Below are 21,950 nucleotides of genomic sequence, written 5' to 3'. Positions count from 1 at the left end.
ACTCAACCGAAGAAGGAAATACCCATGCAATGTTTTACCCGTCGTTTCCTCGCCGCTTGTGCATTTTCCGGCATTGTCGCCAGTACCGGTGCCTTGGCTGAAGGCCATCCGACCATTCGCGCCATGTCGGGCGCCATGCCGGTCAGCGAGTTGCCTGCGGGCAAGTCCGCGCTGCTGGTGATCGATTTCCAGAACGAATACTTCACCGGCCGCATGCCGATCCCCGATGGCGCCAAGGCCCTGGCCAATACCCGTGAGCTGATCAAGTATGCCGACAGCCACAAGATGCCGGTCTATCACGTCCAGCACGTTGCACCGGCCGGTTCTGCGGTGTTCGCCATCGATGGCGAAACCGTGAAGTTCCACCCGGACATGATGCCGCGGGCCAAGGATACGGTTGTGCAGAAAAGCACGGTCAGCGTCTTCGCCAGTACCGATCTGGATAAGCGCTTGAAGAGCGCCGGCATCGAGAACCTGATCATCTCCGGCCTCATGACCCACGCCTGTGTCGCCGGTGCCGCTCGTGACGCCGCGCCGCTGGGCTACAAGGTCATAGTCGCCTCCGATGCATCGGCCACTCGCGACATCACCCGGGTCAACGGTGACAAGGTCGACAAGGATGCCTTGCACAAGGCCGCGCTGGCCGAGGTCGAGGACACCTTCGGTGACGTGATGACCACTGCCCAGATCCTCAAATTGCCGGTGCGTTAAGTCGATATGAATCAGATGCTCGCCATGCGTGTGTTCCGCTGCATCGTCGAAGCCCAGGGGTTTTCAGCTGCCGCCGAGCGGCTGGACACCACTCACTCCTCGGTGTCGCGACACTTGCAGCAACTGGAGTCCACGCTCGGCGTGCGTCTGATCAATCGCAATACCCGGCGCATGAGTCTCACCGCGGCGGGCGAGCGTTATTACACGGCCTGCGTGGACATCCTGGAACGCGTCGATGCCGCGTCCCAGGCCGTCACTCTGGAGCAGGAACGCCCCTCCGGGCTGCTGCGCATCAGCGCACCGCTGGTGGTCGGCACCCTGGAGCTGGCCCATTGGTTGCCGGCGTTCCAGCAGCGGTATCCGGATATCCAGGTCGATCTGTCCTGCTCCGACCCCTTTGTCGATCTGGTGGCCGATGGCTTCGATGTGGCCATCCGCATCTGCGGTCCCTTGGCCGACAGCAGCCTGGTCGCGCGTTTGCTCACGGTCTCGCCCATGGTGATGGTTGCATCATCGGCCTACGTCTTCAGGTGCGGCCTGCCACGCAGCGTGGCCGAACTCAGCGAGCATCGGCTGCTGACCTTTGCCTCGGCTACTCAGTGGACCCTAGTGAATGACAAGGACGAGCCGGTCGCCGTGACCGCCGACAGTAGCTTTCACACCGACACCATCACTGCGCTGCACGCCTGCGCCTTGGCAGGCGGGGGCATCGCGGCCTTTACCTTGGCCACAGTGCAGGACGACCTGCTGGCCGGCAGGCTGGTGCGGATTCTTCCCGAGTTCACCCTCGGCGTGCGTCATTACTATGCGCTGTACCCCCATGCCCGGAACCTGCCCGCCAAGGTCCGGGTATTCGTCGATTTCATGGCCGAGTATTACCGGCTCAAGTCATGATCCTGGAGCTTGGGAAATTCCCTACAAGCTTCTGGGAACGTCCCTGCTCATCACTCCGCCGTCAGCCCGCAGAATGCCTCTCCCTGGCTCCATGGAAGCGGCAGACGAACGATGATCTCACTGCGTATTCTGGTTTTGGAAAAGCACTCGGTTCAGCGCAGCGCGGTGGTCGCCGCGCTTCAGCAACTGGGTGTTTACGACATTGTGCAGGCCAGCCGTGGCGAGCAGGCGTTGGCCTTGATGCAAAGGCCTGGCCCAGCTCGAGTCGAAGGGCTGGCAGGGTAACGAGTCGCGCCAGTACGGCTCCGCGACCCAGACCAACCTGGCCTGGTCCCTCGGCGCCGGCGTTGCCTACGACGTGACGGATCGCCTGGCCCTGGACCTCGGCTATCGCTACGTCGACATGGGCGATACCGAAAGTGGCTGGAACAACTTCCTGAATGCCCGCGGCCTGCAGGACGAGAAGATGAAGGCCAATCTGGTGTCCAGCGAGGTCGTGCTGGGTATGCGCTGGGCTTTCTAAGGTAGACAGGGAGGCGTTCTCTGCGTCCCAGGAGGGGCAGGCCCCGCCCCGCCTGGCATCAGGAACCCACATCCCACTGCTTGGGAAAAGTCCTACATACCGGTTTTATCGTGCTCGATAAGCTTGTGGCGCCTCAGCTGGAGTCAGCTGCACATCCAAATGGCGGTTTCCCACGATGATCAATAAAACCCTGCGGATACTGATCGCTGACGATCAGCACTTCCAGCGCCTGAACATTGAAAAGCCCCTCAACCAGCTGGGGTACTTCCGCATCGCCCCGGTGCACTCGTTCGACGAAATCGAAACCCTGACCTGCGGTTCCTGCAAGCCGTTCGATCTGTTGATCATCAGCACCGCACTGGTCGCCGACCTGGATATCGACCTTGAAGCCTTCTGCCGCGACAACCCGCTGATTCGCCACGCCCTGATCTACGACAGCCAGCAGGCGCAGTTGCCGCCGCTGCCGGAGCCGCTGCCGCCGGCACTGCAGCTCAGCCTGTCGGGCGCGCCGGGGAGCGAGTCGCTCAAGAGCCTGATGGCGATGATCGATCCCCCTCCACGATGCCACGGGTTGCAGGTTCTGCCGTGGTTACGCGGGCTTTCCCGGGGGCGGGTCAGTTAGGGCTGGGTGGTTCGGGATGCTCATTGGATCGCTATCGCCAACAAGCGCGTTCCTACAGGTACAGAGTTGCCTGAGTGTAGGAGCGCGCTTGCTCGCGATAGGGCCTGTCCTGGCTTCGATCTGCTCAGCGGGTTGGAGCGATATGGGCGAGGGTGTCGAATAGAGGTTGTGCTTTCGGGTCGAGTTTCATCACATTCCCGCCGTTGGCCGCGACCACCACCCCTGCCACCGCATTGATCGCACTCATGAATGCCCCTTCCAGCCATCCACCCAGGTGACTGTAACTGTCACAGGCGAGGAAAAACCGGTTGTTCAGTGCGGGGTTGGCGGCGTGGGTGTGATAGCGGAAGCACAGGTTGCTCAGGTGGTGATCGCCAGTCATATCCAGCTTGAACCCTCCTGCGCTGCGATTGGTGGTCCAGTCATAGACAAAACGGTTGTCGTTTTGCACCTTGTCCAGCAAGGCCCCGAACCACCAGCGTTTGTATGTACCGGGTTCTGCAGCGGGGTCCTGCACGTCATGGTCGACCCGGTTGATCATGGTCTGGAACATGTACCAGGCGCTCTGCGGCCCCTCGTCGCCGCTGGAGTTCTGCGGGTAGCGGGCGTAGTCCTGCTGCAGGCGGGTCGAGTCGTCTTCCCAGGTATAGCTGGCCAGGAAGCTTGAATACTCTTGCCCCGCGATTGAGCTGGGAACGATGTAACTGGCGGCCAGACCGGAGTCGCTGACCACGGCTTGTATCGGGGCCCCCCTGAATGTGGGGACGCTCCCGTTACTGCTGTCGGCCTGGCTGATAAGGCCGAACACTTTGGACGAGCGGGTCATGTGCAGTTGGTTGATGGCACTGACGATGCGTTCGGTTGGCGCCGTATCGGACCGGCTGAGTTGCAGGGCGGGATAAACCTGAGTCGCGGTGTCTGTCCCCAACTGGAGTCGAGCATCTCCAACCTGAGTATTTTCTATCCCACTGGGACTGTAGCCACTGCGGCGAATCAGCGGCGTCAGTTGGTCCTGGGGCATGGCGAGAAGGACGTAGTCGTAGTCTTTCTCCCGCAACTCGCTGGACGTGTTGGTGTAGTGCCACAGCTTGGCCTTACGCGCTGAACTGCTGTCCGCCGGCATGAAATGATAGGCATCGGACACCCTGCCATTGATGAAGTTGGCCACCAGTTTGCCTGCCCCCTCACTCATGGCTTTTTCGTGCAGCTTTTTGATGAACTCGACATTTTCTTCTACCGGCAAGGTGTACTCATTGCTGTAGTTCCACAGCACCAGGCGCATCATCTCCACCAGCGAGATGTTGTAGAGCGGCTTGAAACCGCCCGTGCCGAAACCGAAGCGGCCGAACAACTCCACGCAGTAATCGATGGTGCCTTGCGCATCCAGGCCTGGAATGTCCGGCAGCCGGTCCTCATCTTCTTCGCCAGGATTGTCGCTGACGTGGGTCATGATCTTCCGGATGGCGCCGGCCAGGGTGGTGTGATCGTGCTCAGCGATGAACGCCTGCCAGTCCTTGTAAATGCCGTCGAGGGTGTCGCCATCGGTCGATTCCGCTTTCAGAAGCGTTGCTACTGCCGCGGGATCACGTTTGCCAATCTTGAACAGGGAACTGTCGTTTTTCAGGCTCCCCGGAAAGTACTTGAAGACCAGCTGTTGTACCCGCCGGGTCGGAGAGTCGCTATCCAGCCAATCCTCATCCTTATAACGATCGACCCGATTGCCGAAGACGAACTCGGTGGGGACTTTTCCTGGGTTGGGGAAGACCTTGACCGTCTCCGTGGGGTTGAATGCCTTGCTTGCGTAGTGCCAGGTCAGCCCGGCAATTTCCGGAAAACGCATGGCGCCGACTTCATATACCGTACGTTCGGTATCGCCGGTCGAGACGCGCGCGGCGCTGACCCGGCCAGCTCGTCGGTTTTGGGTATCGATGTCTTTGTTGGGTGGCGGGACAAGAAAGTGATCCGGGTCGCTGTCGTACAGGTCCACGACAATCTTGCTGCCATCGGGCAAGCCTTTGGCCAGTTGCGAGAGTTCATAGAAGGCGCAGATCCCTGCCGCCCCGGCACCAACGATGGCGACTCTATGGGTACCCTCGGGTAGTTTGCCGAGCGGCGCTTGCACGGTATGGGGATAGGCGACCCGGGCCGAGTCGGGATGACGATAGTGCTGTGAGAGTTTCTGCAGGTCTGCGATGGTCGAGGTGCTGTTGACGGAGGCCGAGTTGGCCCAGTCCCAGATGACGGTAATACTCATGATGAATGCTCCTTGCATAATCGAATGCTGACTGAACGCCAGCTGCTTCCCTACGAAGCTTTGCTTAGCCGTAGTCGCTCACATAAGCCAGGACACCTTGGGCGATCAGGGCGTTGCCCTTGTAACGGGTCGCCTGTAGCAGCACGGCGATCTGGTTGTCGCTGGCGATGGCTTTCGGAAAGGTATTGCCGCTGTCGAGCGGGTTTATTGGCGTTTCCGTCCCTAACTGGTTGAAGTAGTCATCGAACTGGTTGAGAAAGATGCCGGTATAACCGGTACTCCAGGTCACCAGGAAATCAATGACACCGTCTTTGGCCGGCATGGCACTGATATAGGGCTGGCTCGAGGCGTAGGCATTGTTGTTCAGGCGAACGGGGGAGAGGGCTTGCTTGTCCTGATCGTTTTGGTACTGCTCGGCTTCATACTGACCGGCCTTGCCGAAGATCCGGAGCCGGTCGCCATAGACATAGGCACTGGTGCCGATATAAACCAGCATGATGCTGTTGTGCACTGGGTCGAAAGTCGCATGGAACTTGCCCATGCCGGCCTGCGAATAGCTGGTGATCAGGTTGACTGGTGAAGTACCGAAGCTGGGCCTGCCCACCCGCAGGAAGTTGATCTTGCTCAGGGTTTCCTGGACGCCGACGATCACCCCGTCGCCATGGTTCATCAGCACGATATTTTCGTAGGTGGAAGCGTCCAGGTCGGCGCTGGGACTGAAGAGGCTCGGATAGACAGCGGTGGTGATCGTCACCGGATAACTGGTCGGCTCGAGGGTGTCCCTGTCCAGCCAGATGCCTTGCAGCTGGCGTTCGGTCACGCCGATCCAGCAAGCGAAGAGCTGGCAGTTGGTGGGGTTGTAGATGACCCTTGGGCAGACATAGTGACCGTTGGCGCCACTGATCTGGATTTCCGGGTAGGGCGCGCCGATGCCCAGGCGGTCGTTGACGCTGTATTTGCGCGCGAAGATGCGAAAGGTTCCAGGGTCGTTGCTGGCCCAGACGGCAACGAAGTCGTCGCTGCCCCGGATCGGCGTGGTGTCGACATCCTTCTGGGTCAGCTGGGTGAAGGCGGGAAGCAGATAGGTCGGGCGCAGCGTGCCATTTTTCGTCTCCAGGCGGCCATAGAGCGTGGTGTAGCCGGAAGCCTTCGGCCCTTGGTAGGTGCCGATCAGGTGACCGCTGACATCGGTCTTCAGCACGCCGCGCAGGGATTCGTTGCTGGAGTCATCGTAGAAAATATTCAAGCCGTTCAACCAATTGGTATTCATTCAGGCACCTGTGACTGTTTGAGGAATGTCTTCGGAATGGGACCCGTCGGCCGTGCAGGGCAGGCCGGGGTTGGGGGACTTGCCATCGATCCTTGATCGCAACGCCTCACCGCAACTGCCGATACAGGGGGCGATATGGACAGCGGCCATGCTCATATCAGCGGTCCTGGCGGCTGATGGACTGGCTGTCGTATTGCAAGCCGACATGCCGGGGTTCGCTGCAGTCGTCCTGGTAGGCGATGCCATAGAGGCTGTCGGTGGCGATAGCGCGATGGTTGCCAGGCAGCGTGGCCTCCAGGGAATGCTCGATGCTGGTGGGGTCCAGGTCCGCGCTGAATTCCGAGAAGTCGATGCTGGCATCGCCCTCCCAGGAAACCAGGTAGCGGCTCTGTTCCTGCGCGCCGTTCTGGATGCGGGATATCTGCGGACGGTAGTAGCTGCCGGGACGCAGGCTCAATTGCCGAAATTGCAGGGGAGCCACGCTGTGCCGGGGCAGAAGGGTTTTCTTCGAGGGCGTATCGCCGAAGATCCGCGAGGCAATGCCATAGACCCGTTGTTCTTTGGTAACCGGGGTGAGGGTGCCGAAGCAGGTGACCAGGGTGCTGTAATCGGGGTCGAAGACCGCCGTGTGATAACCGATCTGTTCCGCGCTCAGGTTGAACAGATGACGGTGGCTCACGACCCCGCTCTGGGGGGGACCGACGTGGTAGACCGCGATGTTGTGGTGGCTGTTGACGAATTGCAGGAAGGCGCCACCGTTGGCGTCGGCGACCAGGGTCAGGTTGCGCCCGAATTGGCGCAGGTTTTCGTCGCGGTAGTCTTCGCAGACTTCGGCGTCCAGTTCGGTCACGCGGGAGGTCGGTTCCAGGGTCCGGCTATCGATACTGGCGAGGCAGTACTTCCAGGGGCCGTCGGTACGGGCGTCGATGCAAGCGAAATAGAAATGCTCGCCCGATGGCACCAGCTTGACCAGCAGTGGCGAAATTATATTGGGGAAGTCCAGGGAGATAGGTGCTGAAACCCTGATGCCTGTAGGTTCCGCAATGACGTGGGCGAAGAAGGCTTCATGCTGGTTGGCTCCTCCCGAGTAATACCAAGTGATTGCCAGCACTCCGTTGGCCTCGTCCTTAACCAGGCTGGCTGCGTGGATATGGGTGCCGGGTTCGCTGGGGCGAATCGGGATATCCCGGTATTCATCGCTGTTCACGTAGTGGCGCAGGAACAGCAGATCGCCGTTGACATCCGTCTGATGGGTGTAAAGAAATGCAGGGAGACCGTTGATTATTCCCGAGTCGAAATTTCTGAAGAAGTTTCGGAAGTTTGGGGTGGGTGAACTGGACATGCTGACTCTCCTTGTGGGCGAAATAGTTGAAGCTACTTTCTGCCGTGGGCTTTCCATCTTCCATGGACTTTCATAGGCGAAATCGCCAATCAGGCCCGGGCTTGAAATGGCAACTTTCCGGGAGGCTGATTTAGCGGGGCACAGTAGTGTTGCGCGGGATTGGGAGCGCTGCTCAGGGGCCGTTCGGAATACCGGGGCTTGGCTTCAGTGAGGCAAGATATCTGGATGATTTTGCTATCGATGCTGGCCAGATAGCCTTGTGGAAGATGTTCTTTGAATGAATGAAGGTCTTCTGAATGTCCAGTACGAACAGTCATTCTTCGGTGACTTTTCTGGGCTGCCTGAAGTGTGCAGGCTGAGGGTCTTGATCTGTCGTAGAAGTGCAGGGCAATAGTATACCGACGCATGACTTCGACCTCCTTGTCGACTCGCGCTCTGTCCGTTCGCATCCAGCAGGATCAGAGTAGTCATTATTTTCTAGTGTCCGATAATATTTTTTGTTTATTTAAAACAGTAAGGCGTCCTTGAGGTTTTGAGTGGTTACAGGTTTGATGGATAACTGACTTGGTCAGGAGGGATGTTGCCTGGTGGCTATAGAGATAAGTGCTAATGGTAATAGCGCTGAAGTTGTCTTTATAACTCCGCTAAAGAATGGCTGGGGTTTCTTGTAAGTATTGGCAATAAGTGATTTCGGAATATAAAGGGGGTTTAATTGGCAGTTTGTCCGTATTACTTGTCAGGCTTGTTGCCTGCTTTATTGTTCCCCTGTTCAGACTGGTCATTTACTGGGGGTCGTTTTACCACTAGAAAACCTAGGGCGACCATTGAGTGCTGGGGGGAACCGGACGCCATACGGCACTTGCCATCCGCTTTACGTTAACGTCAAGATTCCCTGGCGCGGTTTTTCCCGTGGCGCAGGTTTTGCTTCTGTAAAGGCAAGGCTGGCCACGGGCCAAACTTCCCTTTACTGCCATCTGAACCGGGTGTAGACATTGGCCTTGGCTTGCGTGCTCCTCGCAATCCAAGGGAATGGACCGGGGAGGGCCGGGCGGACCGATTCGGAGCGCTTGATGACTCTCATAAAAACAACAACGGGCGAGCTGCAGCACAAGGCCGGACTGGCCCGGGCAAAACTCCATCTGGAAGGCGAAGTCCCCGACGGCGTATTGCGTGCGGAAATCGATGCTTCATGGCGGCGCAGCCTCAGCCATGGCGTGCACTTCAATGGCCAGCCGGAGCTGAGCCTGGAATCCGGCGCCAGCCTCGAGGTGCTGCTGGCGAGCAATCGCCTGTTGCTCGACGCGGCGATCCCCGCCATCGACTACCTGGCCGAGCGCCAGGGCCAGGACGGCCTGATCATCCTGGCCAATGCCGACGCTACCATTCTGTCGATCGAAGGCCGCGCCGACCGGCTCAAGGGCAGCGGCGTGCAGGACATCACCCTCGGCGCCTGCTGGAGCGAAGCCACCCGCGGCACCAATGCCCTGGGCACGGCGCTGGTGGAAGCACGCACGACCATGATCGATTGCGGCGAACATTACCTGGATCGCCTGAGCCATTTTTCCTGCACCTCGGTGCCCATCCATTGCCCCCAGGGCGAGATCCTCGGCGTGCTCGACCTGACCCGCGAAGGTCCGCTGGGGCGCTTCCAGGACAGCTCGGCGCTGCTGGCCATGGCGGTCAGCCAGATCGAGAGCCGGGTGTTCAACGCCTCCTACCCGGAGCAGATCGTCCTGGCGTTCCACAGCCGCCGGCAGTACCTGGAGTCTCCCTGGCAAGGCTTGTTGGCCCTGAGCCTGGGTGGGCAGATCCTCGCGGTCAGCACCCAGGCCTGCCAGTTGCTCAATGCGCCGCGCTCGGCCCTGGTAGGGCGGCGTTGCGAGGAGTTCCTCGGCGTCGACGGCCTGCACTTGCTGGCGCGCCTGCAACAGGGTGGCATCGGCAGCCTGCAGACCGCCAAGGGCGAGTTTTTCTACAAGACCCTGCGCGCGCCGCAACGCTCGATCAATGTCGGCAGCGTGCCGCGCAGTGCGCCGAAAAATACCGCCAGCCATCCGCAACTCGACAATCTGGCCGGCAACAACAGCCGTTATGCCCGCGCCCTGCGCATGGCCCGCCAGGGCCTGGCCAATGCCTTGCCGGTGTTGCTGCTGGGGGAAACCGGCACCGGCAAGGAGGTCGTTGCCCGCGCCCTGCACCTGGCCGGCAGCCGCGCCGACAAGCCCTTTATCGCGGTGAACTGCGCGGCGATTCCCGAAGGCCTGATCGAGTCGGAGCTGTTCGGTTATCGCGAGGGCGCTTTCACCGGTTCGCGCCGTGGCGGCATGATCGGCCGCCTGCAACAGGCCCATGGCGGCACCCTGTTCCTCGATGAAATCGGCGATATGCCGCTGGCCTTGCAGGCGCGCCTGCTGCGGGTGTTGCAGGACCGCAAGGTGGCGCCGCTGGGCGCCGGCGAAGAGCAGGACATCGACATCGCGCTGATCTGCGCCACCCACCGCGACCTCAAGCAGCAGGTGGCCGACAAGCAGTTTCGCGAGGACCTGTTCTACCGGGTCAACGGCATCAGCGTGATGCTCCCGGCGCTGCGCGAACGCGAAGACTTCGACGATCTGCTGGAGGTCCTGCTGGCCAAGCTCGGCGGCCCCGGCGTGCCTCTGGCCGAGGACCTGCGCCAGCTGCTGGCCGGCTATCACTGGCCGGGCAATATCCGCCAGCTGGAGATGGTGCTGCGCACGGCGCTGGCGATGCGCGAGGAGGGCGAAGCGGCCCTGGGCCTGGACCATCTGCCCGACAGCATGCTCGACGATCTCAACGCCAGCGAACGGCCGGCCAGCGGCAGCATCCGCGAGAACCAGCTGGAGCTGATTCGCCAGGCGCTGGACAGTCACCAGGGCAATGTTTCCGCCGCCGCCGATGCCCTGGGCATCAGTCGCGCGACCCTGTACCGCAAGCTCAAGCAGTTGCGCAGCTGATGTCGCGCCTGCTCAGTCGGCTGGTGGACAGCCCCGACCCCGCGGCCCTGCAAGCCGCCTTGCGCTGGCTGTATGGGTTTGTCCGCCCGCAGCGCCTGGCCATCGCCGGGCTGCTGGCGCTGTCGGTCTGTGCCTCGCTGCTGGTGCTGGTGCAGCCGTGGCTGACCAAGCTGCTGATCGACGACGGCCTGCTGGCGCGCAATTTTTCCATGCTGGTGTGGATCGCCGGGCTGATGATCCTCGCCGGGCTGCTGGGCACCGCGCTGTCGGGCATCAACCGCTACCTGCACACGCGCCTGTCGGGGCGGATCCTGTTTGCCCTGCGCGACGACCTGTACCGCCATTTGCAGCGCCTGTCGCCGGGCTTCTATGGGCAGCGGCGGATCGGCGACCTGATGTCGCGGCTCGATGGCGACGTGGCGGAGATCCAGCGTTTTGCCGTCGACTCGCTGTTCTCCGCGGTGTCCAGCGTGATCGGCCTGCTGGTGGCCCTGGCGCTGCTGGTGACCCTGTCCTGGCAGCTGTCGTTGCTGGCGCTGCTGCTGATTCCCCTGGACCTGCTCTGGCTGCGCTGGATGCGGCGCAAGGTCGAGCGCGACGTGCGGCAACTGCGCGAGCGTTCGGCGGACATGTCGTCGTTCATGGTCGAGACCCTGCCGGTGATGAAGTTCATCCAGAGTGCCGGCCAGCAGCAGCGCGAAGCGCAGCGCCTGGAGCGCCTGGGGCAGGGCTACATGAGCCAGTTGCTGCGCCTGCAGGTCAGCGAGTTTTTCACCCAGGCGGTGCCCGGCACCCTGACCTCGCTGTCGCGGGCCTGTGCGTTTTTGATCGGCGGCTATTGGGTGGTGCAGGGCACCTGGCAACTGGGCGCGCTGATCGCTTTTTCCACTTATCTGGGCATGGCCGTGGGGCCGGTGCAGAGCCTGCTGGGGTTGTACGTGGCGATCCAGCGCATGACCGTCAGCCTGGGCCGGGTCATGGAGCTGCGCGGCGAACAGCCGAGCGTGACCACGCCGGCGCAACCGCTGCCGATGCCCAGCGGTGGCGAGCTGTATTTCCGTGACATGCATTTCAGCCACCCGGGGCGGCCCAGCACCCTGCGCGGCATCGAGGCGCGCATTCCCTATGGCCTGAAAGTGGCCCTGGGCGGCGGCTCCGGGGTCGGCAAGTCGACCCTGATCGACCTGCTGCAACGCCACCACGACCCGCAGTCCGGGCAGGTGCTGCTGGACGGTGTGGACCTGCGCCAGCTCGATCTGTTCGAGCTGCGCCGGCGCATCGCCGTGGTCAGCCAGGACATCGTGCTGTTCCGCGGCAGCCTGGCCGACAACCTGGCCTACAGCGTGCCCGACGCACCGCGCGCGGCGGTGGCCGAGGTGGCGCGGCTGGCGCAATTGGACAGCCTGATCGAATCGCTGCCCGAAGGCCTGGACAGCCCCTTGGGCGAGCGCGGCCAGCAGCTGTCCGGCGGACAGAAACAACGGATCGCGATTGCCCGCGCACTGCTCCAGGACCCCTTGATCCTGGTGCTGGACGAAGCCACCTCGGCGGTGGACGAAAGCACCGAGCGCGAAGTGATCGAGGCCATCGACCGGCTGTTCGCCGGGCGCACGCGGATCCTGATCAGCCATCGGCCCTCGACCCTGGCCGACGCCGACCTGCGCTTCGAACTGGTGGACGGCGTGTTGCAGTCGGTGAAGGTGCCCCATGAAGCCTGAGCTGCGGATCGGCGTGGTCGACAGCGGACATTCGGCTGCACAACGCCAGCGGGTGCTGGCCGGGCGGCGTTTCTATCTGGTGGAGGACGGGGTCGGCGAGGGCGACTTGCGGGAGGACCCCCTCGGCCACGGCAGCGCGATCATCGAGGCGATCCGCGAGCGGGCGCCCAAGGCGCGTTTCTGTGTGGCCCAGGTGTTCGACCAGCGCGGGGTGACCAGCGCCCTGCAGATCGCCAGCGCCCTGGACTGGCTGGTGAGCCAACAGGTGCGGCTGATCAACCTCAGCCTGGGGCTGCGCCAGGACCGCAGCCTGTTGCGCGAAGCCTGCGCGGCGGCCCTGGCCCGCGGCGTGCTGTTGTGCGCATCGAGCCCGGCCCAGGGCGAAGGCGTATTCCCGGCCCGCTATCCGGGGGTGCTGCGGGTGACAGGCGATGCCCGTTGCACCCCCGGCGAATGGTCGTGGCTCGACAGCCAGCAGGCCGATTTCGCCGCCTGCGTGCAGGGCAGCCATCCCGGCCAGTCCGGCGCGAGCTTGGGCTGCGCGGCACTGAGCGGGCATATCGCCGGTTACCTCGGCGAACACCGCGACGCCGACAACCCGCAGGTGGTCCAGTGGCTGCAGACCCATGCCCGCTATCACGGCCCCGAACGGCGCGGCTGGACATGAGGCCGCTGCTGATTCTCGGCGCCGGTCCTGCGGGTGCCGCGGTGGCCCTGGGCTTGCGACGGCTGGGCTACGAGGTGGCGCTGGTCAGCGAGTGGCGGCGTTTCCCCGCGCTGGAAGGGGTGTCGCTGCGGGTGCTCGAAGCCCTGCGCGGCGCCGGCCTGGGGCGTGCGCTGGAGGCGGGGTTGCAGGCGTCCCAGCGTCAGGTGGCATGGAACGGCCAGAACCATGGGCAGAACGTCGAATACCTGTTGGATCGCCCGCGCTTCGATCGCGGCCTGCGCGAGGATTTGCGCGAGGCCGGGGTTGAGTTGATCGAAGGCCGGGTGCTGGAGGTGCAGTCAACGGCGAGCGGGCATCGGTTGCGGATCGAGGGGCAGGCCGAGCGCTTCGCGGATTTTCTGGTGGAGGCCCGAGGGCGCCAGGCGCCGGCATTGAGTAAAGAACTGGGCAAAGGCCTGCGCGGCCCGGAAACCCTCAGCCTGCTCAACCGCTGGCAGGGCGCGCCGGGCGCCACCGCCAGCGCCGTGCACAGCCTTGCAGACGGTTGGGCCTGGATGGCGCGCCAGGCCGACGGCCAGTGTTACTGGCAACTGACGGTGGACGTGGCCAGCGCCGAGTTGCCGGGCAAGGCGCAGTTGCTGGATTACTGCCGTCAGCGGCGCCAGGGTTCGGCCCTGGCGCGGGAGTTTTTTGCTGACGGGCCGGAGCACGATCTGCAGCTGCATGCGCGCAGCAGCACGGCGATTCTTTGCCCGCAGGTGTGTGGCGATAACTGGATTCGTGTGGGCGATGCGGCCATGGCCGTGGACCCGTTGTCGGGCAACGGTATCTTCCAGTCGCTGTCCTCGGCGTTGCAGGCGCCGGCGGTGATCAACACCCTGCTGCAACGGCCCGAACGCGCGGCCCTGGCGCAGCGCTTCCATGCTCAGCGGGTTGAGCAACTGTTCCTGCGCTTCGCCCGCATCGGTCGCGACTTCTACGCCGACGAGCAGCGCTGGGCCGAACGGCCGTTCTGGCAGGCCCGACGGCAGTGGCCGGACAGTGAGCCGGCGCACCGCGAGGCGGACTTTTCCGCCCTGCGCATCGAGCATGCCCCGGTACTGCGCGAGGGCCTGGTGGACCAAGCCGAGGTGGTGATCACCCCGGACCAGCCGCTGGGCATTTGGCATGTGCAAGGGGTGGAGCTGGCGCCGCTGTTGCGCCGCTTGCCCAACGAGCCGGCGCAACGAGTGCTGGCGGGGTTGAGCGAGGAACAGGACAGGGCCGTGCGTGGCTGGTTTCTGGGGCAGGGATACAAGCCTTGATACGACGGGGCGGCTTTCTGTAGCCGCTGCCGCAGGTTGCGATCGGCAGCGCAGCCGTCGTAAAGGCGTGAGCGATCGATCGGCGGATGTGTGGTGCCTGGGCGATTTATCGCGGGCAAGCCTCGCTCCTACAGAAGATGAGATAACCCTGTAGGAGCGAGGCTTGCCCGCGATCCGCGCAGCGGCCATCTGAGTCCCGTCGTTCCTGACGAAGCGCTAACAAGCCAGGGGCCGGACAGCCCCCGGCTTGCGCTGGCTAACGATCAGCTAGCGGGATTGACGTACACCCGGTGGCCGCCTTTCCAGGTTTCACAGACCTTGATGTCCCTGATGCTGGTGGCCGGCACTTTTTCGTCGAGGGGATCCTGCTCGAGAATCACCAGGTCCGCGAAATTACCGTCCTGCAAGGACCCGGTCCAGCCTTCGGCGTGGCACTGCCAGGCCGCGTCATAGGTGATGGCTTTCAACGCCTGTTTGCGCGTCAGGCACTCGGCTTCATTGAGGATGGGTTGCAGCCTTGGGTCGCGGACGAACTGCCCCCGGGCATCGCGAATGCCTTCCATCTTGCGGGTCACCGCCTGCTCCATGGAGCGCAGCGGCCCCAGGGGCGTTACCGAGCAGTCGCTGTGCAGGGTCATTCTCAGGTTGTGGTCCAGGGCCGACTGGCACAGGTTGAGCATCTGCTCGGCCTTGCCTTCGAAGATCGCCTGTTTGAAGGAATAGCCCCAGTAGCCGACATGACCGATCAGGAAACTCGGCGACAGGCCCAGGCGCTGCAGGGTCTGCAGGGTGTTCGCGGTCAGCAGCGAGCAGTGCTCGATACGGTGGCGTTTTTCCAGGGCGCTGCCGCCCTGCAAGGCCGCCTCATAGGCTTGCAGGGTGAACTCGATGGCCCGGTCGCCGTTGGCGTGGATCATCAGCGGCCAGCCGGTTTCGACGGCATTGCGCACCACAGTCTTGTAGGCATCGGGTGTGGTGACCGGGGTGGGGTCCTGATCGCAGAAATTGAAATTGCCCACCGGCCGATCTGTCTCGCAGCAGTAAGGCTGCGCCTGATAACCCGTCAGCCCCTGGTTGGAACCATCGGACACCAGCTTGACCGAGCCCTGATAGAAGCGCTTGGCCTGTTCCCGGCTGACCGGCTGGTAGCGCGGCAGCTTGCCGATGGCTTCGGGCGTGCCATCGCAGGCGGCGGCGTAGCCGATCCGCAGCTTGCGGGGGTGGGTCAGGAAGTAGGCGCCCAGTACCAGCTTCGACTGGGAGTCCATCATCGCGTCGTAGAGCAGGGTGATCCCGCGACGCGCGGCCTTGTCGAAGTAGTCTTCGAGGTGCTTGAAGATATTCAGTATTTCCAGCTGCTGCCTGAGGGGAATGCTCTTGATGGCGGCCAGCACCTCGGTTTCCTGCAGGACTCCGTTGTCGGCCTTTACGCCGGTCTTCTCGAACACCGCGTCGCTCGCCGCGGTGTTCAGGTAGGCGGTGTGCATGGACGCGCTGATCAGCAGCATCGGATGCTGCTTGTCGATGGTGTCCAGGTTGCCGACGTCATCGCCGGGGCCACAGTGAAAGGTGATGAGTTTGTTCAGGCCGTGGGGGTCGAGCTGGAAGGGCATCAGCGCCGGATCGACCTGATGGCCGAGGATCCAGGTCGAGTTGTCCTTGGGCAGGTTGCCCTGGATGGTGCTTTTCAACCAGGGCCAGTCATAGGTGGGCCGCAGTCGCTGGTTCTTGTGCTCATCCGGGTTGTCGCTATCGATGGCCCCCAGGTTCAGCCAGCCTTCCATGGCGCAGCTCTGCACGATATGGGCGTGGGGTTCGATCAGGCCGGGCAACAGGGTCTTGCCGTTCAGGGACTGCTTCTTGTAGCTGATGCCCAGGGTGTTCATGCGTGCTTCGACGGCGGCCAGGGTGCCGGATGCGACCACGTCGCCGGCGTGGATGCCCAGGGCCTCGACCCGTTCGTCCATGTTGCCGTCGCGCAAGGGGTAGATGGTGCCGTCAAAAAAAACCATGGACTCGCCGGCCGGTTCCTTGGCCAGTTCATTGGCGTCCTGTGGCTGGCTGGCGGTATGGCTGGCCGGGTCGAGGCTGTCCTTCAGAGCGTTCCAGATGGGGTTGTGGCATCCGCATTGGACGCCGTCGTGATCATGTCCATTTGATCCCATGATGCTTTCCTCAGGTTTTCGGTGGTGATGAGGTGTGGGGTGAAGGTGGCTGAGCCAGGTTCGCAGGGCAGCTGTCGAGCCGGCTCGGGCTGAGCGTAGCAGCCGTTCGGGGCGCCGGCCGGGCAGCAGGTCGGCGACCCTGGACCAGTCGTCGGGAGACGCCGGACAAACCCCGGCGCCCCGGTGGAGAAGCGCTTGCGCGAGTGCGAGGCGCTATGGGCTGTCGCGGATCAGAGCTTGATCAACACCGATTTCAGCTCGGTGTAATGCTCGATCGCCGCATAACCCATTTCCCGGCCCACGCCGGACATCTTGTAGCCACCGAACGGCAGCGCCGGGTCCAGGGCGCTGTGGCAGTTGACCCAGACCGAGCCGGACTTGATCCGCGGGATCATCCGGTGCACCGCCGCCAGGTCGTTGGACCAGATGCTCGCGCCCAGGCCGTAGGGGCTGTCGTTGGCCATGCGCAGGGCATCGGCTTCGTCGTCGAAAGGAATCGCCACCAGCACCGGGCCGAAGATCTCTTCCTGCACCAGCGAATGCTTTTGGTCGACATCGACTATCACCGTCGGCTTGACGAAATAACCGGGGCCGAACTGCTCGCCGCCGCAGGCGATGGTGGCGCCGCTTTCCCGGCCCATTTCGATATAGCGCCAGACCCGTTCCTGCTGCCGGGCCGAGATCAGCGGGCCCATGTCGACGCTGGTATCCAGGCCGCTGCCGAGCTTCATGGCGTTGGCGATGCCGGCGATATCGGCCACCACATTGTCGAAGTGCTTGCGCTGCACATACAGCCTGGAGCCGGCGCAGCAGACCTGGCCCTGGTTGAAGAAGATCGCGCTGGCGGCGCCGGCCGCGGCGCTGCCCAGGTCGGCATCGGCCATGACGATGGTCGGCGACTTGCCGCCCAGTTCCAGGGTGACCCGGGTCATGGAATCCATGGCGATCTTGCCGATCTCCTTGCCCACTGCGGTGGAGCCGGTGAAGGTCAGCTTGTCCACCAGCGGGTTGCGGGTCAGGGCCGAACCTGCGGTGATGCCGGTGCCGGTGACCAGGTTGAACACGCCGTCGGGGTAGCCGGCTTCCTGTACCAGCTCGGCGAGTTTCAGCGCGGTCAGCGGGGTTTCGTCGGCGGGCTTGAGCACCACCGTGCAGCCGGTGGCCAGGGCCGGGCCGAGTTTCCAGCAGGCCAGCAGCAGTGGAAAGTTCCAGGCGACGATGGCGCCGACCACGCCGACCGCCTCGCGGCGGATGAAGCTGTGGAACTGCTGGTCGGGCATCAGCGGCACTGAGACCTCGACGCTGCTGCCTTCGATCTTGGTCGCCCAGCCAGCCATGTAGCGCAGGAAGTCGATGGCCAGTTGCACGTCCATGACCTGGGCCACCGCGGCGCTCTTGCCGTTGTTCAGGCACTCCAGTTGCGCCAGCAGCTCGGCGTCGCGCTGCATCAGGTCGGCGAGTTTCCACAGCAGGTTCTGCCGTTCCCGCGGGCGGGTGCGGCTCCAGGGCGAATCGTCGAAAGCCTGACGCGCAGCCAGCACCGCGCGGTCGACATCGTCCACCGTGGCCCGCGGCACCACGCACAGTTGCTCGCCGGTGGCCGGGTTGCGCAGGGGCATGGTCTGGCCGTCGGCGGCCTCGACCCATTCGGCGCCGATCAGCATGCGCGGGGCGCGCTGGATAAAGGCGGTGGTGGCGGGGAGCAGGGTTGCAATAGCCATGACAGAACCTCTTGTTATGCGTGAGGCGAGGGCTTTCGCAACCCCTGTGCCAGTTTTCGCTGGCGCTTAACTCGATGATTTGAATCGGGTTTATTTACGGTGGCGAGAGAGCGCCGGATACAAGCTGTCGCAATTTGCGAATGCCTTGAGACAAGTCCGGCCTGAACTTATGGGGCCCTGCTTCGTCGTACAGAGGCCCGTCCCGAAGGGGCATTGAACAAGGAGATGTGCAGTGAAGATTTCAACGATTCTGGGAACCACCTTGCTGCTGGCGCCGTTTTTCGCCCAGGCCGCGACGATCCCGGCCGAGCCGGAACTGCCGGCGCACCAGAGCAGCCTGGCCAGCTACCGCTGCGAGGGTGGGGTGGAGGTGCAGGCGGCCTACCTGAATATCGAAAACGGTGCTTCGTTCGCCACCCTGTATTACAAGGGCCAGCTGATCCCGATGCATATCGCCCGTTCCGGCTCCGGCGCGCTGTATATCGCCGACGACGAGCAGAACAGCTACCGCTGGCACACCAAGGGTGACAGCGGCCTGTTGAGCTTCCTGGAAGCCGACCACACCGCCAAGGAACAGCAGCTGCTCAAGGACTGCAAGGAGCAGAAGGCCGAGGAGCAGTAACGCCCTCAGTCGCAGTCGCGATTGTCCGGCCGGCGAAGGCCCAGGCTGTTGCGTTGTTTCTCCATCCGTCATCGCGAGCAAGCTCGCTCCTACAGGGGTTGCGCATTATCCGTAGGAGCGAGCTTGCTCGCGATAGATCGGCACAAGCGCCGCTGACCTAGCGGTTGAACCGCTCCACCAGCGAGTACTGGGTGGTGGCGGTCTGGGTCAGTTCCTTGCTCAGTTCGGCCGAGTGATGGGCCTGCTCCGAGGTCTGGTCGGCCAGTTGGGCGATGGTGCTGATATTGCGGCTGATTTCCTCGGCGACGGCGCTCTGCTCCTCGGTGGCCGCGGCGATCTGGGTGGTCATGTCGGTGATGTTGGCCACCGCCTCGCTGATGCCCAGTAGCGCCTGGTCCGCCTCCAGCACCTGGGCCACGCCTTCCTCGGCCTGGCGCTGGCCGCTTTCCATGCTCTGCACGGCGTTTTGCGAGGAGCTTTGCAATTGGGTGATCAGCTCGTGGATCTGCTGGGTCGATTGCGCGGTGCGCTGGGCCAGTTGGCGCACCTCGTCGGCCACCACGGCGAAACCGCGGCCCATGTCACCGGCGCGGGCCGCTTCGATGGCGGCGTTGAGCGCCAACAGGTTGGTCTGGTCGGCGATACCCTTGATCACATCGACCACGGTGCCGATCTCGTCGCTGTCCCTGGCCAGTTGCGCCACGTTCTGCCCGGTTTCGCCGACCACCTGGGACAGCCGTTCGATGGCTTCCCGGGTATCGCGGGCCACTTCGCGCCCGCGCCCGGTCAACTGGTTGGCGGCCTGGGTGGCGTCGGCGGTGCGCTGCACATGGCTGGCCACTTCCTGGGTGGTGGCGGCCATCTGGTTGACCGCGGCGGACACCTGCTCGGTTTCCACCCGCTGGCGGTCCAGGCCCCGGGAGCTGTCGCTGGCCAGGGTGTCGGAGCGGCTGGCCAGGGCATTGAGGTGTTCGGCGCTGTCCTGCAGGCGGGTGAGGCAGGTTTTCAGCCGCGCGTCCTGGCTGACGAAGGCGGTCTCCAGGCACGCCTGGGGGCCATGGGCGTCGCTGTACATCTGCGCGATCAACGGGTCGCAGGTGGACGAGTCGGCCAGTTGCAGCAGGCGCCGGGCGGCATTGTTCTGGCGCTGCATCGCCAGCAGCGCCAGGGGCACGGAGATCCCGGCGGCCACCGCCAACGCCAAAGGCGGCGCCAGCCAGAGGCCGCTCAGGCCACCGGCCAGGCCCGTGACCAGGAAGGGTGTCCAGCCCAGCAGGGCCGGTTGCCAGCGATGCCGGCGGGGGATGGCTGGCTGCTGGCGGTTGAGGCGCTGGTAGAGGTCTTGCGCGCGACGGATCTGTTCGGCGCTGGGTTTGACCCGGACCGATTCGTAGCCGACGATCCGGCTGCCCTCGAAAATCGGCGTGACGTAGGCGTTGACCCAGTAGTGGTCGCCGTTTTTCGAGCGGTTCTTGACGATGCCCATCCACGGCTGGCCCTGTTTCAGCGCCGCCCACATATGGGCAAATACCGCGGGGGGGACATCGGGGTGACGGACGATGTTCTGTGGAGCGCCGATCAGGTCATCGCGGTCGAAACCGCTGATGTCCACGAAGGCATCGTTGCAGTAGCTGATGACGCCACGGGCGTCGGTGGTGGAGATGAGTTTCTGGTTCGACCCCAGAGCCACTTCACGTTGTGTAACGGGCTGATTGTTTCTCATTTCCAGATTGCTCCCTGTGTCCTACAAAACCCATCGGCACGAGCCAGAACAATCTTAGCTAAATGTTAGAAAATTCCTTGCATAACAATTGGTTGCATTCCCATCTGCGAGGAATTCTGGATACTCCCGAGCGGATTTTGCAGATCGTTGAATCTGTTGGGAAAAGTCTGGCGCTGGAGCAGGCTCGCCGGAGCGAGCCGGTGGCGACGCTCATCGGGCAAGAACCCGCTTCAGTTGTCGTGGGCGCCGAGGGCGTATTGCAGGACTTGCAGGGCGTGGGTGAGCCGGGCCTTGCGTTTGCCGATGATGCTCGGGTCGCCATAACGCTGCGCGGCCTCGAGTTCCATCTGGCGCAATATCACCTGGTACTCGGCCTGGCGCAGGGGCGGGTTGTGCTCGAAGTGCAGGCCGTCGCAATAGCGGCTGAGGGGTTCCAGCGCCCGTTGCAGGCCGGCCAGTTGGCGGTACTCAGGGTCGGGCAGGAGTTTTTCCAGGCTGCCCTTGATGGCCTCGCCGCGGGTCAGGCAACTGCTGGTGGCTTCCGGCGGGGCCGGTTCGGGGGCTTCCTGGGCGTGGCCCGTGCTGGCTGCAAGGCCAAGCAGGGCCAGCAGGGAGAGGGAGGTGAGGGCGTTCATGAAGGTCCTTGATGCGACAGGCGTGCGGGGCGCTATCTTCAAGAGCCAACGCGCGCCGGACCATCAGACACAACTGAAAAAGCCTTAGGTTATTTCTGAGTTGCCCGGTCAGACCGGGCTTAACCCGGTCTCAGCGCGAGCCGAGCATTCGCTCGATCACCGCCCACAATTGCGGGTCGTTGAAATCCTCGACCACCAGATGGGCGCCGGCGGCCAGCAGAGCCTCGGGGCTTTGGCTGGTGGCCAGGCCGACGGTGAAGATCCCGGCCCCGACCGCGGCAGTCAGGCCGGGGATCGAGTCCTCGAAGGCAATCCCGGCCTCGGCGCTGGCACCGAGGCATTCCAGGCCGGTGAGGTAGGGCAGCGGGTCGGGCTTGGCCCGCGGCAATTCCTCGGCCACCAGCACGGTGCCGAAGCGATCGCCCAGCCCCAGCACGTCCAGCATGTGCTCGGCATTGGCCCGTGGCGCATTGGTCACCACGCACATACCTATGCCGCGTTCCCGGGCGAAATCCAGCAGGCGCAACAGGCCCGGCATCGGCGTCAGCTGCGGCGACAACTGGCGAAAGCGCGCCTCCTTGCGGTCAGCAAAGGCCTCATGCTCGGCCACCGAGCGCTGCGGAAACAGATAGCGGCACATGTTGGCATTGGCCTGGCCACTGACATGGGCCTCGAACTCTTCCTGGGTGAACACTCGGCCGTCTTCCTCCAGCAACAGCTGCTGCAACGCCAGCAGGTGCAGTTGGTCGGTGTCGGTCAGGGTGCCGTCGAGATCGAAAAGCAGGGCATTGAGCATGGCGCGAT

The 21,950-nt window shown here is 63.3% G+C and carries 18 protein-coding genes; 10 read left to right on the top strand and 8 right to left on the bottom strand.

Annotated features, from left to right (window positions below):
* The first annotated feature begins 24 nt into the window (after positions 1 to 24).
* From J4D52_RS16560 to J4D52_RS16540, 5 genes are all read left to right on the top strand, one after another.
* On the top strand, positions 25 to 711 hold the full coding sequence (locus J4D52_RS16560) for a cysteine hydrolase family protein (protein ID WP_063432452.1): 687 nt from the start codon (positions 25 to 27) through the stop codon (positions 709 to 711).
* 6 nt (positions 712 to 717) lie between these two features.
* Positions 718 to 1,605, top strand: a complete 888-nt coding sequence (locus J4D52_RS16555; RefSeq protein WP_063432450.1) for a LysR family transcriptional regulator — start codon at positions 718 to 720, stop codon at positions 1,603 to 1,605.
* Positions 1,606 to 1,716: 111 nt separating this feature from the next.
* On the top strand, positions 1,717 to 1,890 hold the full coding sequence (locus tag J4D52_RS16550) for a response regulator (protein ID WP_124303222.1): 174 nt from the start codon (positions 1,717 to 1,719) through the stop codon (positions 1,888 to 1,890).
* Positions 1,856 to 2,128 (top strand): outer membrane protein, encoded by a 273-nt coding sequence (locus J4D52_RS16545; protein WP_256581541.1) that lies wholly within the window; start codon positions 1,856 to 1,858, stop codon positions 2,126 to 2,128. The genes J4D52_RS16550 and J4D52_RS16545 overlap by 35 nt, the downstream gene beginning before the upstream one ends.
* A gap of 175 nt (positions 2,129 to 2,303) precedes the next feature.
* Positions 2,304 to 2,750: a hypothetical protein gene (locus tag J4D52_RS16540; RefSeq protein WP_063432448.1), complete on the top strand. Its 447-nt coding sequence runs from the start codon at positions 2,304 to 2,306 to the stop codon at positions 2,748 to 2,750.
* A 124-nt stretch (positions 2,751 to 2,874) separates the two neighbouring features.
* On the opposite strand, the gene J4D52_RS16535 is transcribed toward J4D52_RS16540, so the two are convergent.
* The 3 genes from J4D52_RS16535 to J4D52_RS16525 all read right to left on the bottom strand — a co-directional run bounded on the left by J4D52_RS16535 (position 2,875) and on the right by J4D52_RS16525 (position 7,616).
* Positions 2,875 to 5,004 (bottom strand): hypothetical protein, encoded by a 2,130-nt coding sequence (locus J4D52_RS16535; protein ID WP_063432446.1) that lies wholly within the window; start codon positions 5,002 to 5,004, stop codon positions 2,875 to 2,877.
* A gap of 64 nt (positions 5,005 to 5,068) precedes the next feature.
* Positions 5,069 to 6,274: a hypothetical protein gene (locus J4D52_RS16530; protein ID WP_063432444.1), complete on the bottom strand. Its 1,206-nt coding sequence runs from the start codon at positions 6,272 to 6,274 to the stop codon at positions 5,069 to 5,071.
* A gap of 157 nt (positions 6,275 to 6,431) precedes the next feature.
* Positions 6,432 to 7,616 (bottom strand): hypothetical protein, encoded by a 1,185-nt coding sequence (locus J4D52_RS16525; RefSeq protein WP_063432442.1) that lies wholly within the window; start codon positions 7,614 to 7,616, stop codon positions 6,432 to 6,434.
* A 1,070-nt stretch (positions 7,617 to 8,686) separates the two neighbouring features.
* Here J4D52_RS16525 and J4D52_RS16520 point away from each other — a divergent pair.
* Genes J4D52_RS16520 through J4D52_RS16505 form a run of 4 tightly spaced genes read left to right on the top strand, consistent with a single transcriptional unit; the run spans position 8,687 to position 14,280 of the window.
* Positions 8,687 to 10,591 (top strand): sigma-54-dependent Fis family transcriptional regulator, encoded by a 1,905-nt coding sequence (locus J4D52_RS16520; RefSeq protein ID WP_063432440.1) that lies wholly within the window; start codon positions 8,687 to 8,689, stop codon positions 10,589 to 10,591.
* A complete protein-coding gene (locus J4D52_RS16515; protein ID WP_063432438.1) occupies positions 10,591 to 12,309 on the top strand; it encodes an ABC transporter ATP-binding protein in 1,719 nt (572 codons plus the stop codon). The genes J4D52_RS16520 and J4D52_RS16515 overlap by 1 nt, the downstream gene beginning before the upstream one ends.
* A complete protein-coding gene (locus tag J4D52_RS16510; protein ID WP_063432436.1) occupies positions 12,299 to 12,976 on the top strand; it encodes a S8 family serine peptidase in 678 nt (225 codons plus the stop codon). The genes J4D52_RS16515 and J4D52_RS16510 overlap by 11 nt, the downstream gene beginning before the upstream one ends.
* The gene (locus J4D52_RS16505) at positions 12,973 to 14,280 is read left to right on the top strand and encodes an NAD(P)/FAD-dependent oxidoreductase (protein WP_102677119.1); all 1,308 of its coding nucleotides are present in this window, start codon (positions 12,973 to 12,975) and stop codon (positions 14,278 to 14,280) included. The genes J4D52_RS16510 and J4D52_RS16505 overlap by 4 nt, the downstream gene beginning before the upstream one ends.
* A gap of 263 nt (positions 14,281 to 14,543) precedes the next feature.
* Here the strand turns inward: J4D52_RS16505 and J4D52_RS16500 are convergent, their stop codons facing one another.
* Together J4D52_RS16500 and J4D52_RS16495 are read right to left on the bottom strand one after the other, a co-directional pair.
* Complete coding sequence (locus tag J4D52_RS16500; protein ID WP_102677118.1) at positions 14,544 to 16,445, bottom strand: amidohydrolase; 1,902 nt, start codon at positions 16,443 to 16,445, stop codon at positions 14,544 to 14,546.
* A gap of 230 nt (positions 16,446 to 16,675) precedes the next feature.
* Positions 16,676 to 18,166, bottom strand: coding sequence for an aldehyde dehydrogenase (locus J4D52_RS16495; RefSeq protein WP_102677117.1), 1,491 nt, complete (start codon positions 18,164 to 18,166; stop codon positions 16,676 to 16,678).
* A gap of 232 nt (positions 18,167 to 18,398) precedes the next feature.
* Here J4D52_RS16495 and J4D52_RS16490 point away from each other — a divergent pair, with 232 nt between their 5' ends.
* Positions 18,399 to 18,788: an MliC family protein gene (locus tag J4D52_RS16490; RefSeq protein ID WP_102677116.1), complete on the top strand. Its 390-nt coding sequence runs from the start codon at positions 18,399 to 18,401 to the stop codon at positions 18,786 to 18,788.
* Positions 18,789 to 18,945: 157 nt separating this feature from the next.
* Here J4D52_RS16490 and J4D52_RS16485 read toward each other — a convergent pair whose 3' ends face one another.
* From J4D52_RS16485 to J4D52_RS16475, 3 genes are all read right to left on the bottom strand, one after another.
* A complete protein-coding gene (locus J4D52_RS16485; protein WP_408980328.1) occupies positions 18,946 to 20,451 on the bottom strand; it encodes a methyl-accepting chemotaxis protein in 1,506 nt (501 codons plus the stop codon).
* 290 nt (positions 20,452 to 20,741) lie between these two features.
* The gene (locus tag J4D52_RS16480; RefSeq protein ID WP_063432424.1) at positions 20,742 to 21,146 is read right to left on the bottom strand and encodes a DUF1090 family protein; all 405 of its coding nucleotides are present in this window, start codon (positions 21,144 to 21,146) and stop codon (positions 20,742 to 20,744) included.
* A 130-nt stretch (positions 21,147 to 21,276) separates the two neighbouring features.
* Positions 21,277 to 21,942 carry an HAD family phosphatase gene (locus tag J4D52_RS16475; protein ID WP_102677114.1) on the bottom strand — a complete coding sequence of 222 codons (666 nt, stop codon included), beginning with the start codon at positions 21,940 to 21,942 and terminating at the stop codon, positions 21,277 to 21,279.
* Positions 21,943 to 21,950 lie beyond the last annotated feature (8 nt).

It is taken from the genome of Pseudomonas sp. GW460-12-10-14-TSB1 (assembly GCF_017349775.1).
Taxonomy (GTDB): Bacteria; Pseudomonadota; Gammaproteobacteria; order Pseudomonadales; family Pseudomonadaceae; genus Aquipseudomonas; species Aquipseudomonas piscium.
Note: the sequence above shows the minus strand (reverse complement) of the source record. Positions and strands in the feature narration are given on the sequence as shown.